The sequence below is a fragment of the Sporosarcina cyprini genome, from assembly GCF_022048975.1.
Taxonomy (GTDB): domain Bacteria; phylum Bacillota; class Bacilli; order Bacillales_A; family Planococcaceae; genus Sporosarcina; species Sporosarcina cyprini.
The window spans coordinates 1-16,319 of the sequence record NZ_JAKMHX010000021.1 but is presented as its reverse complement, the minus strand read 5'-3'; the positions used below and the strand labels follow the sequence as shown (position 1 = coordinate 16,319).

Annotated in this window: 14 protein-coding genes; 9 read left to right on the top strand and 5 right to left on the bottom strand. The window is 44.3% G+C overall.

The window, feature by feature from the left end:
* Nucleotides 1-74: 74 nt before the first annotated feature.
* Both L7D49_RS07355 and L7D49_RS07350 read left to right on the top strand, forming a co-directional pair.
* Nucleotides 75-797 (top strand): NAD-dependent deacylase, encoded by a 723-nt coding sequence (locus tag L7D49_RS07355; protein ID WP_238080199.1) that lies wholly within the window; start codon nt 75-77, stop codon nt 795-797.
* A 61-nt stretch (nt 798-858) separates the two neighbouring features.
* Nucleotides 859-1,410: a hypothetical protein gene (locus L7D49_RS07350; RefSeq protein WP_238080198.1), complete on the top strand. Its 552-nt coding sequence runs from the start codon at nt 859-861 to the stop codon at nt 1,408-1,410.
* A gap of 62 nt (nt 1,411-1,472) precedes the next feature.
* Here L7D49_RS07350 and L7D49_RS07345 read toward each other — a convergent pair whose 3' ends face one another.
* Both L7D49_RS07345 and L7D49_RS07340 read right to left on the bottom strand, forming a co-directional pair.
* A complete protein-coding gene (locus L7D49_RS07345) occupies nt 1,473-2,087 on the bottom strand; it encodes a DUF3298 and DUF4163 domain-containing protein (protein WP_238080197.1) in 615 nt (204 codons plus the stop codon).
* A gap of 153 nt (nt 2,088-2,240) precedes the next feature.
* On the bottom strand, nt 2,241-5,351 hold the full coding sequence (locus L7D49_RS07340) for an efflux RND transporter permease subunit (protein WP_238080196.1): 3,111 nt from the start codon (nt 5,349-5,351) through the stop codon (nt 2,241-2,243).
* Between the two features lie 118 nt (nt 5,352-5,469).
* On the opposite strand from L7D49_RS07340, the gene L7D49_RS07335 reads away from it, so the two are divergent.
* Nucleotides 5,470-6,306 (top strand): TetR/AcrR family transcriptional regulator, encoded by an 837-nt coding sequence (locus L7D49_RS07335; protein ID WP_238080195.1) that lies wholly within the window; start codon nt 5,470-5,472, stop codon nt 6,304-6,306.
* Between the two features lie 70 nt (nt 6,307-6,376).
* Nucleotides 6,377-6,742, top strand: a complete 366-nt coding sequence (locus L7D49_RS07330) for a nucleotide excision repair endonuclease (protein ID WP_238080194.1) — start codon at nt 6,377-6,379, stop codon at nt 6,740-6,742.
* Between the two features lie 52 nt (nt 6,743-6,794).
* Here the strand turns inward: L7D49_RS07330 and L7D49_RS07325 are convergent, their stop codons facing one another.
* From L7D49_RS07325 to L7D49_RS07315, 3 genes are read right to left on the bottom strand one after another with little or no spacing between them, the layout of a single operon-like run.
* Nucleotides 6,795-7,733, bottom strand: a complete 939-nt coding sequence (locus L7D49_RS07325) for a metal ABC transporter solute-binding protein, Zn/Mn family (protein WP_238080193.1) — start codon at nt 7,731-7,733, stop codon at nt 6,795-6,797.
* 29 nt (nt 7,734-7,762) lie between these two features.
* On the bottom strand, nt 7,763-8,617 hold the full coding sequence (locus L7D49_RS07320) for a metal ABC transporter permease (protein WP_238080255.1): 855 nt from the start codon (nt 8,615-8,617) through the stop codon (nt 7,763-7,765).
* Entirely contained in the window at nt 8,617-9,360 is a 744-nt protein-coding gene (locus L7D49_RS07315; RefSeq protein ID WP_238080192.1) for a metal ABC transporter ATP-binding protein, read from the bottom strand. Before L7D49_RS07315 ends, L7D49_RS07320 begins: the two co-directional genes overlap by 1 nt.
* 295 nt (nt 9,361-9,655) lie before the next feature.
* Here L7D49_RS07315 and L7D49_RS07310 point away from each other — a divergent pair, with 295 nt between their 5' ends.
* The 5 genes from L7D49_RS07310 to L7D49_RS07290 all read left to right on the top strand — a co-directional run.
* The gene (locus tag L7D49_RS07310; RefSeq protein ID WP_238080191.1) at nt 9,656-10,801 is read left to right on the top strand and encodes an exonuclease SbcCD subunit D; all 1,146 of its coding nucleotides are present in this window, start codon (nt 9,656-9,658) and stop codon (nt 10,799-10,801) included.
* Nucleotide 10,802: 1 nt separating this feature from the next.
* Nucleotides 10,803-13,880, top strand: a complete 3,078-nt coding sequence (locus tag L7D49_RS07305; RefSeq protein ID WP_238080190.1) for an AAA family ATPase — start codon at nt 10,803-10,805, stop codon at nt 13,878-13,880.
* A gap of 209 nt (nt 13,881-14,089) precedes the next feature.
* Nucleotides 14,090-15,436, top strand: coding sequence for a branched-chain amino acid transport system II carrier protein (brnQ, locus tag L7D49_RS07300; RefSeq protein ID WP_238080189.1), 1,347 nt, complete (start codon nt 14,090-14,092; stop codon nt 15,434-15,436).
* A 271-nt stretch (nt 15,437-15,707) separates the two neighbouring features.
* Nucleotides 15,708-15,998: a helix-turn-helix domain-containing protein gene (locus L7D49_RS07295; RefSeq protein ID WP_238080188.1), complete on the top strand. Its 291-nt coding sequence runs from the start codon at nt 15,708-15,710 to the stop codon at nt 15,996-15,998.
* Between the two features lie 11 nt (nt 15,999-16,009).
* Nucleotides 16,010-16,319: IS3 family transposase (locus L7D49_RS07290; protein WP_238080187.1), on the top strand; the 310-nt coding region annotated here is incomplete at its 3' end.

The window sequence follows — 16,319 nt, the reverse complement described above, 5'->3', positions numbered from 1 at the left end:
AATAATTTCCTGGGAAATAGAACAGCTAAATACATTCCATTTATTGTTAAAATATAAAAGGAGGATGAATAATAATGCTTGCAAGTTTAATCCGTAATTCAAAACATACAATTGTTTTTACTGGCGCCGGTATGTCTACAGAAAGTGGGTTGCCTGATTTTCGTTCAGCAAATTCTGGCTTATGGGAACAGGAGGATCCAAGCAGAGTCGCCAGCACAGAGGCCTTGAATCAAAATGTGGAGCAGTTTTTCCGCTTTTATCGGCATCGTGTATTGGGCGTCCAAGATTGCAAACCGCATGCAGGTCATTTCATCTTAGCGGATTGGGAAAGGAAAGGGCTGATTCAAGGAGTCATTACGCAAAATGTGGATGGATTTCATACTGATGCGGGAACTGTAAATAGCATGGAACTGCACGGAACTCTTCAAAAAGTGCATTGTCAAACATGCGGCAAGGTTTATGGGAATGATCGGTATTCAGAAGAGCAATATTATTGCCCGTGCGGAGGCACACTGCGGCCGTCCGTTGTTTTGTTCGGCGAAATGTTGCCAGAAAATACTTTTGCCAAAGCTCTACACGAAGCGGAGAAGTGTGAACTGTTTATTGTTCTTGGATCATCCTTAACTGTTACGCCTGCCAACCAGTTCCCATTACTGGCAAAAGAACAAGGAGCCAAGCTGGTCATTGTGAATAGGGAACCAACTTTATTCGATCATTACGCAGACTTGGTCATTCACGACACAGATATTGGAGTCGTGCTCGCTCAGGCCGATCAAGAGCTGAGAGAGGATTTGTAAATTTCCCCGTAACATTATAAGTTCCCGGCCGTCTACTTGGATAAATGGGGAAGTGGTAGATATGAAAAGGATTGGGATGTTATTGTTACTTCTGTTTTTCCTTGTATGGAGTAAACCAGAAGAGGTATCCGCTTGCTCCTGCGTCATGCCTCCGCCTGTTGATCAAGCTTTGGAGGAAGCCAAGGCGGTGTTTAGCGGTAAGGTAGTGGGGATAACAGAGAGTACGAAAAGCTGGAATCGAGGAAAAACGGTTACGTTTCAAGTGAATGAAATATGGAAAGGCGAAGAAACGGGCAAGATCGAAATTAGAACAGGTTTGGATGATGGGGATTGTGGCTTTCCGTTCGTAGAGGGGGAATCCTATCTTGTCTTTGCGACAGTCAATGAAATGTACGGGAAGAATACGTTGGCGACAGGCATCTGCCACAGGACAGCTAGCCTTGCCGATGCGTCCGAGGAGCTGTCGGAATTAGGGAGCGGAAAGATTATTGAGCAATCTAATGAAACGACATCTGTTGGTAACAAAACAATGGATGCAGGATGGAAAGTGGCCATTTCTTGTGTACTTTTAATCCTAATTGTGATCACCATCTATTCTCGGAAAAAGAAATAGGAAACACTAATGTAAAAGCTGTCAATCCACTCGGTGTTTTACGAGTCGGATGACAGCTTTATTTACGTGAAAGTTATTAATTTGGCTAATGGACCATCCGGGGCTATCACTTTCTCCAAATCTTTGAGTGGTATCGGGAAGTATGGGAAGCCCTGCGCGTAAGGCGAAATTTCATAGAGCTGAAAGTAGATGACGATCGACGTGTCTGCCAGGTAGTAATCCTGATTCGGCCGAATCTTCTTAAAGGGCGGATCAAGTATCGTAATGTCCCAGTCATCAATCCGTTGACGTATGATATCGGAAATAACCTCTACATAATTGCTGCCGCTTTTGAACAAATCCTGTAATTTATAAAGCTCTCCTGTTTTAGTAGCAAACGTTAATGATTTTACAATGGTTATTCCATGTGCGCCCCCCGTGTACGAATAGACAATTAAATTAAGGCTCAGAATGCCTCGTTCATTAGTCTTCACTTCAAAATATCCAATCAGTTCGACTAAATCTTCATTATAAAAATTTTGTTCGATGAGTAAATCATTATAGACAGAAATAATGGCGAAATTAATTTTCCGTTGAATGACGGCATCTTCCATTTGGATAATGACTGGATACGCAATCATGATTTTATCTGAATCCAAATCCATCTTTCTGGATATGACCGTTACAGGTTGGTCCACTCCGAGGCTCAGCTCCCTTCTCACTCTAACCGAGTCATACAGTATATGAAAAGGGCCGGAATGAATGACACTGGCTAAGAGGCTCGGGGTTCCTGTGCCATCATGACAAAAACCGCCTGTCGTCGTTGACGGCAGGCGGTTCATTCAATGGATTCAGTTTCTAACCTTTTTTCTGCGGAACTTGCCAACAAACTCAAAGACGACTGGTACAAAAATGAGTGTGAGCAGTGTGGAGCTTGTTAATCCACCAATAACTGTGATGCCGAGTCCTTTTGAAATGAGACCGCTTCCCTCGGCGCCAATAGCAAGTGGGATTAATGCGCCGATTGTAGCTAAGGCGGTCATTAAGATTGGACGCAGTCTTGTAGCTCCTGCTTCAAGAAGTGCCTCCCGGGTAGGCAACCCTTCTTTTTCTTTGTTAATCACTCTGTCAATTAACACAATGGCATTCGTTACAACGATACCAATCAGCATGAGCATTCCAATCATTGCGGAAACACTGATCGTTTCTCCTCCAATCAATAATCCGACCAAGGCGCCAATCACTGTAAACGGTAAGGAGAAGAGAATAGCGAATGGTGCTAATCCGCCTCCGAATGTAATAACAAGGATGAGGTACACGATTGCAATCGCAGCTAGCATAGCCAGCCCAAGCTGCGTGAAGGCTTCCGTAATATCCTCTGTGACGCCGGCTGTCTTGATTTTGACAGTCGAAGGCATTTCTAACTTATCGACTTTTTCACTTACACTTTTGGATACTTTGGATACATCCTTCGTGACGATTTCTGCTGATACGCTGGCGAATAATTTGCCGTCTCGGCGGGAAACGGTATCCGAAGTGGTTCCTTCCTTCAATTCAACGACGTCCGAAATAGGAATTTCCATTCCAAATGGCGTCTGAATTTTTTCATCGAGCAGTTCTTGGATTGTTTTATGTTCTTTCTTGGCATCATCGACGAGAACATTGATCGACTTTCTGCCGTCTTCCAATTTCGTAATAACTTGCTGTTGTTTATTCGGATATAAAATCATACCGATCTGAGCTGTCGTCAATCCATATTGGGTCAGTTTTTCCTGATCAGCGACCAATGTGTATTCCTTATAGGTGCGAGACATGCTTGTTTTCGTATTTTTCAAGTCTTTAGTTGAGGAAAGAATCGATTCGATGTCGTTGACAACAGGTTCAATTTCATCAAGTCGATCTCCGTATACATAGTAGCTCAATTGATTGCTGGAGCCGCTTACTCCGAAGTCCTGTGATTTCCATTCGCCTTTCACAGAAAGCTTATTCAGCTCATTCATTGTTTTCTCTTTTACTTTGTCGAAATCCGGTGTGTCTGAATTAAAATTCACGAACATAAGCGCACCATTTGAGGCGCCGGGTGCCATCGGGTTTTCGCCGCCAACGGAAACTTGCACGCTTTCCACGTTCTTCAATCCTAACAGGTAATTCTCCGCTTGGACGGTATTGTCATTGACAGTCTCCAATGGTTCACCTGGTTCAGGCGTATACGTAATGTACATCATTTTCTGTTCCTCATCCGGCAACATACTGACCCCGACATGCGGGACTAAAAATAGACTGCCACCTAGAAGAGCCAAGGAGAGGATAACCGTGATCAATTTATGATCCAAAGTCCAGTTCAGGATTTTCCGGTACCCATTCGCCATTTTCCCATGTTGTTCTTTATGGACACCTGCATTGCCATGCAATTGCTTGCTGAATAAAGTATGAGCGAGCATTGGCACAATGGTGATCGCAACGAGAAGTGACGCTAATAATGAAAATACAATGGTAAGCGCAAACGGCAAGAACAATTCTCCCACCATGCCTCCGACTAGACCGAGCGGCAGGAATACTGCTACGGTGACAAGTGTGGAGGATGCAATCGGCTTAAACATTTCTTTTGTAGCTTCTCGAATCAAATCACGGCCTTGCAGTTTTTCAGTTGAAAGATGCATACGCCGATAAATATTTTCAACTACTACGATGGAGTCATCAATGACTCGGCCAATGGCGACCGTCATCGCACCAAGTGTCATCATATTTAATGTAATATCAAGTTCTTTCAATAAAAGCACTGCAATCAGCAAAGACATTGGAATTGAGATGATTGAAATAATGGTAGATCGGAAATTGCGCAAGAACAGCATAATAATGATGACTGCGAAAAGCGCTCCGAACAATGCTTTGCTTAGCATTGTTTCTACGGATTGTTCGATCGGTTCCCCCTGATCTAATGAGACAGAGATGGAGAGTCCGTCATGTTCCTCTTCGAAGGAAGCCGTCATATCTTTCACTGCATTGACGACAGTTACTGTATTGGCATCCTGTGATTTGACAACTTGAATGGCAATGGCTTCTTTCCCGTTCATGCGGGAAATCGATTCCGCTTTGCCGACATGCTTAATTGTTGCGATGTCTCCAAGCTTCACTGTCGGGATGCCAGCCGACGCGGCAGGTGGCATTCCTTGTGCGCCGCTTTGACCGGCAGGGGACTGCGCAGCACCCGTTGCTTTCGGAATTGCAGGAATCAAGAGATTCTCCAATTCGGATAAGGTTGTCAGCTTTCCATCGACAACGACGGATTGCTCTTCACCGTTAAAATTGAACAGACCGAGCGGCATTTTCAAGTCTGATCCTTTAATCAGTTGTTTTACTGTTTCTTCATCCAGATTATTTTCTGCTAGCTTTTCCTTGTCAAAGGTCAAAACGACTTCTTCGATTTGCTGTCCAGATACGGCCACGCTGGAAACGCCATCAATGCCTTCCAAATCAGGCACAAGGGAATCTTCGACTAAGGCAGTCAGGTCCTCAAGCGTTTTGTTTTTGTCCGACACACTCAAAGCGACTACTGGAAAAGCATTAATGCTAATTCTGCCAACAGATGGTTCTTGCGCAGAATCAGGCAGCTGATAGTTGGCGATAACTTCTTTGACCTCTTCTTCAGCAGCCTTCATATCCGTTCCGAAACTATACTCGATTTGCATGGAAGAGGCATTTTGGTAGGAAGTGGAGCTTACGGATTTCACGCCTTTTAAATTTTTCACCGTTTTTTCAAGAGGCTCCGAAATTTCATTCATCACTTGTTCAGGTGTCGCGCCAGGATAGATGGTTGTTACGCTGACCACTGGAACCGTTATGTCGGGAATCGTCTCTAGCTTCATTTTCATTCCCGAATAAATTCCCGCAACGGTTATAATGATAGTAAGAAGCCAAACGGCCAATTTGTTTCGCATGACAAAATTGATGATTGAATTCATAAGATCCTCCATTTCTAGTTTTGACGAGTTGACGCTAATACTTTATCATGATAACTGACCGGTCAGTCAGACGTCAATTGAAATGGCGAGATTACGGGATTCATAGGGAGGAATTCATATGGATAAACGAACAATGATAATTGAAAAGGCTTCCGAGCTCTTTGCGAAGAAAGGCTTTGATACGACATCGGTGCAAGAAATCACGGATGCTTGCGGCATATCCAAAGGCTCCTTCTATCTAACATTTAAATCAAAAGAAAGTCTGCTGTTCGCTATTTTTGAATATTTTACATCCAAGCTGGTAGAGCGGATCAGTACTGTTTTCCATAAAGAAATCACTTCCCGTGAGAGACTTAGTGAATACTTAGTCATCCAATTTGAAGAGATTCAGAAATATAAAGATTTTATCTTAATGCAAGTGAGAGAACAGACCAATCTTGGCAATGAAGAGATGATGAGACTGCTCAGCCGGCTGCGCCGGAAAGCCTTCGAATTACAGGAAGCTTTATTTGTGGAACGCTATGGTCAGGCAATCAGCGCTCATCTTCCCGATCTTTTTGTCATCGTCAGCGGCATGACGAAAGGATATATTGAAATTATCATTATGACGAGAGTGGAACTTGATTATAAAAAGCTTGCCGATTATCTGGTGGCGCGGATCGATTCGGTCGTGGCCGGCCTTAAGGAGCCACTATTGGACAAAGAGTCGATTTTTGGTTTTCAAACGGGTTGTTCCTCCGCAACTGTCACGCAGACAGATCTCGCAAGCTGGTTGCATAAATTAAAACGAGACAGTGCAAATGCCGATATGACAATCAGTCTCGAGGTGATTGAGGAAGAGTTGATGAAGGAAGCAATCAGAAAGCCTGTCATTATTGGTATGCTATCGAATTTAGAACCATTCGAAGAAGCGGCTGAGTTTAGCCGGGCCATGAGGAGTTTCTTAGAACAATAAGGTGAAAAAACGTCCGGATGGGGCATGATATGGTAAGATAGATGTTTAGAAAAGGATAGGAAGTGGACAAATGATTTCCATAACAATACCGAAACCTGATGTAACCATCGTACAACGGAAGCAGGACTCTGGTGAAGCAACAATTAAACCGATTTGCGGTTTTATTGATTTACATGAAATTCCCCGAGATAAAGGGGGAATCGTTCTTTTTTATAACCGGGAGGACGAATTGCTTTTTGCAGGAAAGGCACGAAAACTGCGTCAACGAGTGAAAAAACACTTGGAGGATAACGTTTCTCCAATTAAAGATCATCGGAGTGAAGTGAATAAAATCTCCGTCATCCTTGTGGAAGATCCGATGGAACGCGAGATTTATGAAACTTATATTATTAATACTCTCCGTGCGAAGTACAATACGGAAAAAGTATTTTTTTGAGAACAAACAATACCCGCATACGCGCCCATGAGGTGGTATGCGGGTATTGTTGTTATTTGCTCAGTTCATCATGAATAAGGTTAATATTATAGTTCAAATATTTTACGTACGTGTCCACTTCATCGCCAGGCTGGCCGATTTCATCGGAATAGATTCGTTTTTCCGCAATGCGCACCCCTGTTTCACCGGCGACGGTTTCCATCGGCCGCGGATCTACATTGGATTCAATGAAAAGTACTGGGACTTGATGTTCATGTATAAAATTCACCAGTGATTTGATTTGGGCAGGGGAACCGTTTTCCTCGGTGTCGATCTCCCAAATATACGCTTCCTTCAAGCCGTAATGAGACGTCATATATTGGAACGCGCGCTCGCTTGTAACGAGGGTTCTTTTTTCTTCGGGAATGTCCTGAATCCGTTCTTCATATTCCTTATCAATTTCTTTCAAGCGTGCCACGTATTCATCGCCGCGTTTTTGGATTTCTTCGCTTTTTGCAGGATGTTTTTTAACGAGCGCATCTCGGAGATCTTCTGCCATTTTAATGCCTACTGCCGGATCGATGAAAGCATGCGGATTAATTTCTTCCTCTCTTCCATCTTCATTCGTCAGATACATTGGTTCTACACGCTCTGTGAGACTGATAACGTTTTCTTCCTTTTGTTGTACCGTGTCGATCATTTTGAAAAACCAACCCTTTTTGCCGCCCTCCAGGTTCAGACCATTGTAAAATAACACGTCTGCATCTGTAGCTGCCTTGATATCATTAGGCAAGGGTTCATATTCATGCGGATCTGTGCCAGTTGGAACTAAGTTATGGACTTCTACGAGATCGCCGCCGATTTCACGTGCCATATCGGCGATGATGGTGAAGGATGTAACAACTTTCAAAGGTGCATTGGGATCCTTTGCTTTTTCCTTCTCACTTCCACATGCGGAAAGTAATATAGCAGCAACTAAAGTTAAACTGATCCATTGTATCAATCGTTTCATTTGTAATCTCCTTCCTTATGTCATGAATATTATGCATATCTTTTTCTGTTCGCGGACTTCAGTTTTCGGACTAGTAACCCCTGCTTCGGTGAAAAAAGGAAAGCCAGAACAAACAGGGCAGTTGTTACGAGCGCAATAACAGGTCCCGACGGCATGTTGTAAAGAAAACTGAAATACAGGCCGATTACGGCAGACAGGGCACCGAAAATGGCTGACAGGACGACCATGACAGAGAGTCGGTTCGTCAATAGATAAGCCGTGGATGCTGGTGTGATGAGCAGCGATACGACCAAAATGACACCGACTGTCTGCAAGGACGCGACAGTTACTAACGTCAGCAGGAACATGATGGCGTAATGGATGAAGCGTGTCGGTAATCCATATGCCGCCGCCATCGTCTCGTCAAAACTGGAAATGAGCAATTCCTTATAGAAAATGATGACGACCAGCAAGACGAGGCCGCCAATTGCCAAAGTGAGCCACATATCCGAGGTGCGGACGGCAAGTACATTGCCGAAAAGGATTTGCGTCAGATCGGTAGCGCTTTTCGCCCGGTTAATTAGGATGATTCCCAGGGCAAAAAAAGCAGAAAAGACAAGTCCGATCGATGAATCACTTTTAATCCGGCTGTTTTGCGTGATGGCGCCGATTCCAAACGCTGTCAAAACGCCTGTCAGGACGGCGCCATAAAAATAGTTAATGCCGAGCATATAGGAAATGGCCACTCCAGGCAGGATGGCATGTGAAATCGCATCACCCATCAACGCCATGCCCCGCAGGACGATGAAGCTCCCGATGACGCCGCAGATGACGCCGACCATAATCGATGTCGTAAAGGCTTTTTGTAAAAACGCATACGTTTGCAAATCATGTATGAAATCGATCATAAAGGCACCTCCGATCCTTCAACCATTGAAAATGGACGCTGATAGGCTCTCGTCATGTTTTCTGTCGTAAAAATTTCTTGTACCGGTCCGGCAGCAATCAAATTTTTATTGATCAAGACAAGCTCGTCAAAGTAATGTTTCACTTTCGTCAAGTCGTGATGAACGACAAACACGAGTTTCCCCTCATCGCGAAGCAGTTTTAATATGCCAATGATTACTTCTTCACTTGAAACGTCAATGCCGACAAACGGTTCATCGAGGAAGAAAATGTCTGCTTGTTGTGCAAGCGCCCGTGCCAGGAAAACACGCTGCTGCTGTCCTCCAGAAAGTTCCCCGATTTGCTGATTCGCAAAATCCGCCATGCCCACCTGCTCCAGGCATTGCATAGCCCATTCCTTATGCTCTTTTTTCGGTCTGTGGAAAAGACCAAGCTTGGGATACGTCCCTAAAAGTACAGTATCCTTCACAGTGATCGGAAAGTTCCAGTCGATATTGGATCTTTGCGGAACATAAGCAATTTGCTTACGGACTTCTTTAATCGGTTTTCCGTTAATTTCGACTGAACCCTTATCATTTGGTATTAAACCGAGCATTGCTTTCATCAATGTCGACTTGCCGGCGCCGTTTGGGCCCAATATGCCGATAAGATTCCCTGATGTGAATGTGAAGGACACATCCACCAACACGGGATTTCCATAATAGGATACTGATACGTCATGGACGCGTATTTGGTCTTTCATGCTTTTCACTCCAATCATCCAACTTTCCCTTGTGCAACTTTTAGGTTAAAAAAAGTAGTTCAATATGTGGTCGACTATATGCTTTACGAGGTGATGTATGAACACTACTATCAAAGTTTCCCTTGAGCAACTTATGTCAGTATAGTATATCTTAGTTTCAGAGTAAAGTCTTTTTTCTTGGATAGTTTGATATTGTTCCATAACTTTTTCAATTCCTTTCGTTTTGGATTGCTATGGCTATCACAAGAAAGTACTGTAAAATAAAAGGAGAACTAGAATCGGGGGGAGAGGCAGAATGAAGTTTTTCCATACAGCGGATTGGCATCTTGGCAAACTTGTTCAAGGTGTCTATATGACAGACGGACAGCGTTTTGTATTACGACAATTCATAGATGCGATAAAAGAAGAAAAGCCTGATGCCGTCATTATCGCGGGCGATTTATATGACCGGGCCGTTCCGCCGACAGAAGCGGTGAATCTATTAGATGAAGTGTTGCAGGAAATCGTGATGGAGCTGCATACGCCAGTCATTGCGGTTGCAGGCAATCATGACAGCCCAAGCCGTCTTCATTTTGGAAGCGACCTGCTGCGGAAAAATGGTCTCTACATAGTTGGGCGTCTGGCGAAGCAGACGACGCCGTTCGTATTGGAAGATGCAGATGGAGAGGTGCATTTTCATCCCGTGCCTTTCGCGGATCCTTCTGTGTGCAGACATTTTTATGAAGACGATACGATACGGGACTTCAATAGTGCCATGAAGCGCATTATCGAGGAGATCCACCTTGCGCCAGATGCGCGCCATGTATTGATTGGACATGCGTTTGTCACGCCAGGTGGGGAAGAAGCGGAGAATACAAGTGATTCGGAGAGGCCCCTCTCCATAGGCGGGGCTGAATATGTTTCTGCAGAACTGTTTAAGCCATTTCACTACACGGCGCTTGGCCATTTGCACCAAGCACACTTTGTCGGGCAGGAAAAGATCAGATATGCCGGCTCGCCTATGAAATATTCAATCTCAGAAGAGCATCATGTGAAAGGGTTTTACATCGTCGACATGGACGGAGAGGGCCAAGTGACAGTGGAAAAACGGGAATTGATTCCCGAGAAGGATTTGAGGACAGTCAAAGGAACGATAGATGAAATATTGCGGCATGAACCGAGCGAGGATTTTGTCTTCATTCAGTTGCAGGATGAAACGCCTGTCTTGTATCCGATGGAAAAGGTCCGCTCTGTCTATCCGAATGCCATGCATATAGAGAGAGCGTTACCGAAAATGGCAGCCACTATTGAAAACAGATCTGCGGAAATGCATTCGAAACCGAGTGATTTGGATCTTTTCCGTGTGTTCTATACTGAGATGAAAGAGGCGGAGGCAGATGAGGAAACGCTCTCCATCCTGGCTAACCTACTGCATGATGTAATGAATAAGGAGGAAGCGTAAGATGAGGCCGATAAAATTGAGCATGACCGCATTCGGTCCATATAAAGCGACGGAAGTTATCGATTTTACGGAGTTGGACAGCCATCGTCTATTTGTCATATCAGGAGCGACCGGTGCGGGCAAGACGACGATTTTTGACGGGATATGCTATGCCTTGTATGGACTGGCTAGCGGTGAAGACAGGACAGACAGCCGGGCGATGCGCAGTGATTTCGCTGATGATTCGGTCCAAACGGGGGTAGAGCTCTTATTTGAAGTGCGCGGTCGCCGGTATCGTGTTCTCCGCCAAATTCCGTATACGAAAGCAGGAAACAGGTCGGAAACACCCGGCAGATGTGAGTTAGTGGAAGTATCGAACAATGGAGAGATTCCGGCTGTTGACAGACAAATCGTTTCAGAAATCAATCAAAAGATTGAAGGTCTCATTGGTTTTACGTATGCGCAATTCAGTCAGATCATCATGCTGCCGCAAGGAGAATTTCGAAAGTTCCTTACTTCAGATACAGATAATAAGGAAGCCATTCTCCGAAAGATTTTCAAAACAGAGCCGTATCGTCAGCTTGTCGATCGGCTGAAAGTGCAGAGGGATGACTTGAAAGTGGAGTGGGAACGGGAGCGCCAATCATTTGACGGGTTGATCCGAAGAATTCCGTCAGCTGTTCCGCATCGTGACTCCTTATTATTCCGTTCGCTGGAAAATGAACAGCCGAACATTTATCAAATTGTGGAAGGCTTGGATGACGAGCTCGTGTATTATGGAAATAAAATTAAAGAAAACCAAAAAAAATACGAAGATGCTTATGCAAGACATGCCGAAGTGCAAACGAGCTACCATGCAGCCAAAATGATTAATCAGCTTTTCGATGACTTGGAACGGAAGGAAAACCTGGCTAGGCAAATAGCGGAGAAACAGCCGATTCTAGAACAAAAGGAACGGAGTCTGGAACGGGCGGAACAAGCGGCTTCCATCGAAGGCATTGAGCTTCAGTATGCAGAATTGAGAAAAGAATGGCTGGCTCAAAAGGAAGCGGTCGAACGTAGCAAAAAGGAAGCGGTGCAGGCGAGGGAGTTGTTTGCATCTGCTGAATTGGAAAAGGGGAAAATCGAAGAGCGGCAGGACGAAAGGGAACATCTTCAAACGGAGCTGACTTCACTGCGACAGTATGTGCCGGTCGTCATCACATTGAAGGAAAAACAAGCGGAGCTCGATAGTATGAAAAAGAGAGTGGAAATTCTTCATTCCAATATGTCGAACATTAATGACCGTTTGACTGAAAAGCGAAATGAAGTGATTCGGTTAGCGAATGAGGTTGAAAAGATAGAACGCGAAGTGGAAGGTTACGAGCAAGTTGTTGATGAAGTGAATGAACTGAAAACGAAGATTACGTTGATGGCAGACTACGAAAAACTACGCCAGAAGCATGAAACAGCCAAACAAGCAGTAGAGGAAGAGGCGATTCATTTCAATCAATTGCAGCGTGAATTCCTTTTGCTAGAACAGAGATGGTTCGATAATCAGGCTTCCCTTCTGGCGCACACTCTACAAGATGGGAAACCATGCCCTGTATGTGGAAGCACCGATCATCCGACGAAAATGGACGGTCAAGAAGATCTGTCACTATCCAAGGATTTGGTGGAAGCGGAAAGGTTAAAGTTATCGAAGCACGAAACGATGTATCGCAATCAACTCGCTGCCTCTGAAGCGGTTGGTTTGCAGCTGGAAGAGAAAAAGCGCCAGCTGGATGCGCAAAAAATTGAAGACACTTACGATGAGCTTCTTGCTGTACAAAAAGGGCTGGAAGAACGATTAATTCAAATGCGCCAAAAGAGAACCACGCTTACTACATTGAAAAAACAATGGAAAGACGGAGCCGGTGAACAGGACCAGCTCCAAATTGAGAAGGAGACGGCCGAGAGAAAATTGGTCGAAGAACAGGCGACACTGGGGAAATTGCAAGCCCGGTTTGAACAGCTGGTTGAATCGGTTCCTCCGGAATATCGAGATGCCGCTTTCCTGGAAAAACAGATCGCTGCGCTGGAGAAAGCTAAGAGGGAACTCGACGAACTATTTTCTGTGGTGCAAAAGAGATATGAGGAGAGCAAGGAGCGTTTGACCAAAGCGGCTGCCGCCGAACAATTTTCCGTGCAAGCATTAGAGCAACGGCTTCTCCGAAAAGAGAATGCTGAGAAGCAATTCAAGGAAGCACTCCAATTAGCTGGGTTCCTTACGATGGAGGATTATAAAGAAGCGGCCTTGACAGCACAAGAACGAAAAGATCTTCGGAATGCGATCCAAGAATTCAAGCAGAAAGCACATGCCACGAAAGAAATGATCCTTTCATTAAGACAACAAGTTGAAGGAAAGGCGAAGAGCGATATAACGGCAATCGCAGCGATGACGGAGAAATTGAAAAAGGAATATGAAATGGCATTGGGCAATTATCATGCGTCCGTCGCAAGTGAAAAGGCGTTGAGCGAAAGCAAGGACCAGCTGTTGAAGTCTTCAGGCAACCTCGTAGGATTAGAGAAAAAGATCGGCAAAGTGAGTGAACTCTATGATTTGCTGCGCGGACAAAATAGATTAAAACTGTCATTTGAGCGATTCATTCAAATTGATTATTTAGAGCGGATTGTAGCATCAGCCAACAGCCGCCTGCGTGAAATGTCAAATGGACAATATGAATTGATCCGCAGTGACAGGCAGGAAGCCCGTGGCAAGCAAAGCGGGCTTGGCCTTGATATTTACGATGCGTACACGGGCCAAAACAGAGATGTCAAAACACTCTCGGGAGGCGAGAAATTTAATGCCTCGCTCTGTATCGCACTTGGCATGTCCGATGTCATCCAAAGCTTCCAAGGTTCTGTATCGATTGAAACGATGTTTATCGATGAAGGTTTTGGCACGCTAGACTCGGAATCACTTCAAAAGGCCATTGATGCCTTAATTGATCTCCAGCGTTCAGGAAGAATGATTGGTGTCATCTCCCATGTAGATGAACTGAAAGCGGCATTCCCTGCTATATTAGAAGTGACGAAATCGAAGGAAGGATATAGTAAAACAGCTTTTTTTATTAAATGATTCATAGATTTATTTTCTACAGTACTGATCTTTTAATGTTGTGATGCAATAACGTTTCTATTCATTTAAAAATAATGAATAGTATGAAATGAAAATATTATTTTAAAATATAAATATGATTGCTTTTTAGCTGTTCGGACGGTATGATGAGTGACATTGATATATTGCATAACGGTTGCTTACACTTACATTTAGGAGGGAACACCTCATTGCAGCAAAAAATATCATTCTCATCATTTCTGTTAATCGGCGTCATGTTGTTCGCCCTGTTCTTCGGAGCAGGTAATCTTATTTTCCCGGCTTCATTGGGACAAAATGCCGGAGAATCCTTGTGGCCGGCTATTCTAGGCTTTCTCATTACCGGAGTCGGTTTGCCGTTTTTAGGCATCGTGGCGATGGGCTTCTCAGGAAGTAAAAATCTGCAAATGCTAGCGAGTAGAGTGCATCCAATTTATGGGATTATCTTTACGTCTGTCCTTTATTTAACGATTGGACCGTTCTTCGCCGCTCCGCGTACCGGTGCAGTGGCCTATGATATTGGCATCTCGTCGTATATTCCGTCTGGCTATGGAACACTGGCATTGTTCATTTTTACACTCGTCTTTTTCGGGGTGACATTCTGGCTTTCGCTCAATCCAAGTAAAATTGTGGACCGCATCGGAAAGATCATGTCACCTGCTATCATTATTTTATTGTTAGTGTTATTGGTGGTAGCTTTTATTAACCCAATCGGACCAATGGAACCGGCGCATGGCGATTATCAGACCATCCCATTCTTCAAAGGATTCCTGGAAGGGTATAATACGATGGATGTGCTATCTTCTCTTGTGTTTGGGATCATTGTCATTAATTCCATCCGTGCGCTCGGCGTGACGGACAATGTCCAAATCATGAAAGCTACTGCCAAAACTGGTGTAGTAGCTGCAGGGTTTTTAGCAATTATCTATATTGGAATCGCCTACCTGGGAGCTTCCTCTACAGGAACGTTTGGATTGTTTGAAACAGGCGGGCCGGTTTTGAGTAAAGCGTCCTCCTACTATTTTGGAACATTTGGAACAGTTCTGCTGGCGGTCATTATCATCTTGGCTTGCCTGACCACGAGCATCGGTCTTGTAACAGCATGCGGGGAATATTTTAATTCTCTCTTTCCACGCATTAGCTATAAAGCGTATGTAACCATCTTCTCGCTGTTCTGTTTCATCGTCTCCAATTTCGGGTTGGATAACATAATTACCTATTCCATCCCAGTATTATTGTTTTTATATCCACTGGCAGTAGTTCTGATGCTGCTGACATTCCTGTCACCGTTGTTCGATCATTCAAGAATTGTCTATGTCAGTGCAACCGCAGTAGCGTTCTTAATCAGCCTGGTAGATGCCATATCAAGCTTCTATGCATCGCTGGAGGCAACACGGCCGGCTTGGCTTGAAACAATGACTGCATTTTTAGATAAAGCCTTGCCGCTGTACTCCCACGGTCTAGGATGGGTATTGCCAGTCGTCATCGTCATCCTGATTTCAGGATTGCTAGTAAAGGTATTCAGAAGAGCGTATTAACAATAGAGATACAGGCTGTCCAGATAGTCAGTGAAAACTGATTGTCTGTGACAGCCTTTTTTCGTTATCAATTAAATCTTGCCAGGTGTCCCGGTACCTGCCTGTGCAAACGGTCGTGGTACCCGCGCATAAACAGTTGAAAGCCTCACAAACGGTAGCCGCGCATAAGCAGTTGCTACCCGCGCATACGCCCTGAGATAATACCATCTGAAGAGACAATCTATAAAGCGCACACTATACTGAAACTACTTTAGATAGGAGTGCTGCTACTATGGGTAAGAAGAGAAACTACACATTTGAAGAGAAAAAAGAGGTAGTAGAATTGTTTTTTGAAGGCCACAAAGCGAGTGCTCTCACAAAACGGTTCAACATATCAAACCGGAGAAGAATCTATGAGTGGGCTAAAATTGTGCAGGATACCAAATCGTTTGAATCCCTGCGGGATACCCGCGGACAGATGAACAAAGGAAGAATAAAGCAGGAAGATTTGGCGGAAGAGAACGAACGGCTGAAACTAGAGATTCTCTATTTAAAAAAGCTTTTACAATTGAAAAGGGGGTGAACGCAACACAGATGGATTTTGAGTTTATTGAAGCCTACAAGGACCGATATCCGATCAGTCTGCTGACAAGCATCACCAAGCTCAGCCGTTCTTATTACTATAAATTACTGTCAGAAGAAAAGACGGAGACACAAGCGGAACGGGACAAGCCCTTGTTGAATCAGATGTTATCCCTCTATGTTACGCACGGCGGAAACTTGGGGGATGTGAGGTTCAAAAATGAACTCTACAGACAGTACGGTGTTGTGGTGAACATCAAGAGGATTCGCCGAATGCGTAAGATGTACAATCTGCCGCTGAAGACACAACGCAGGAAGCCTC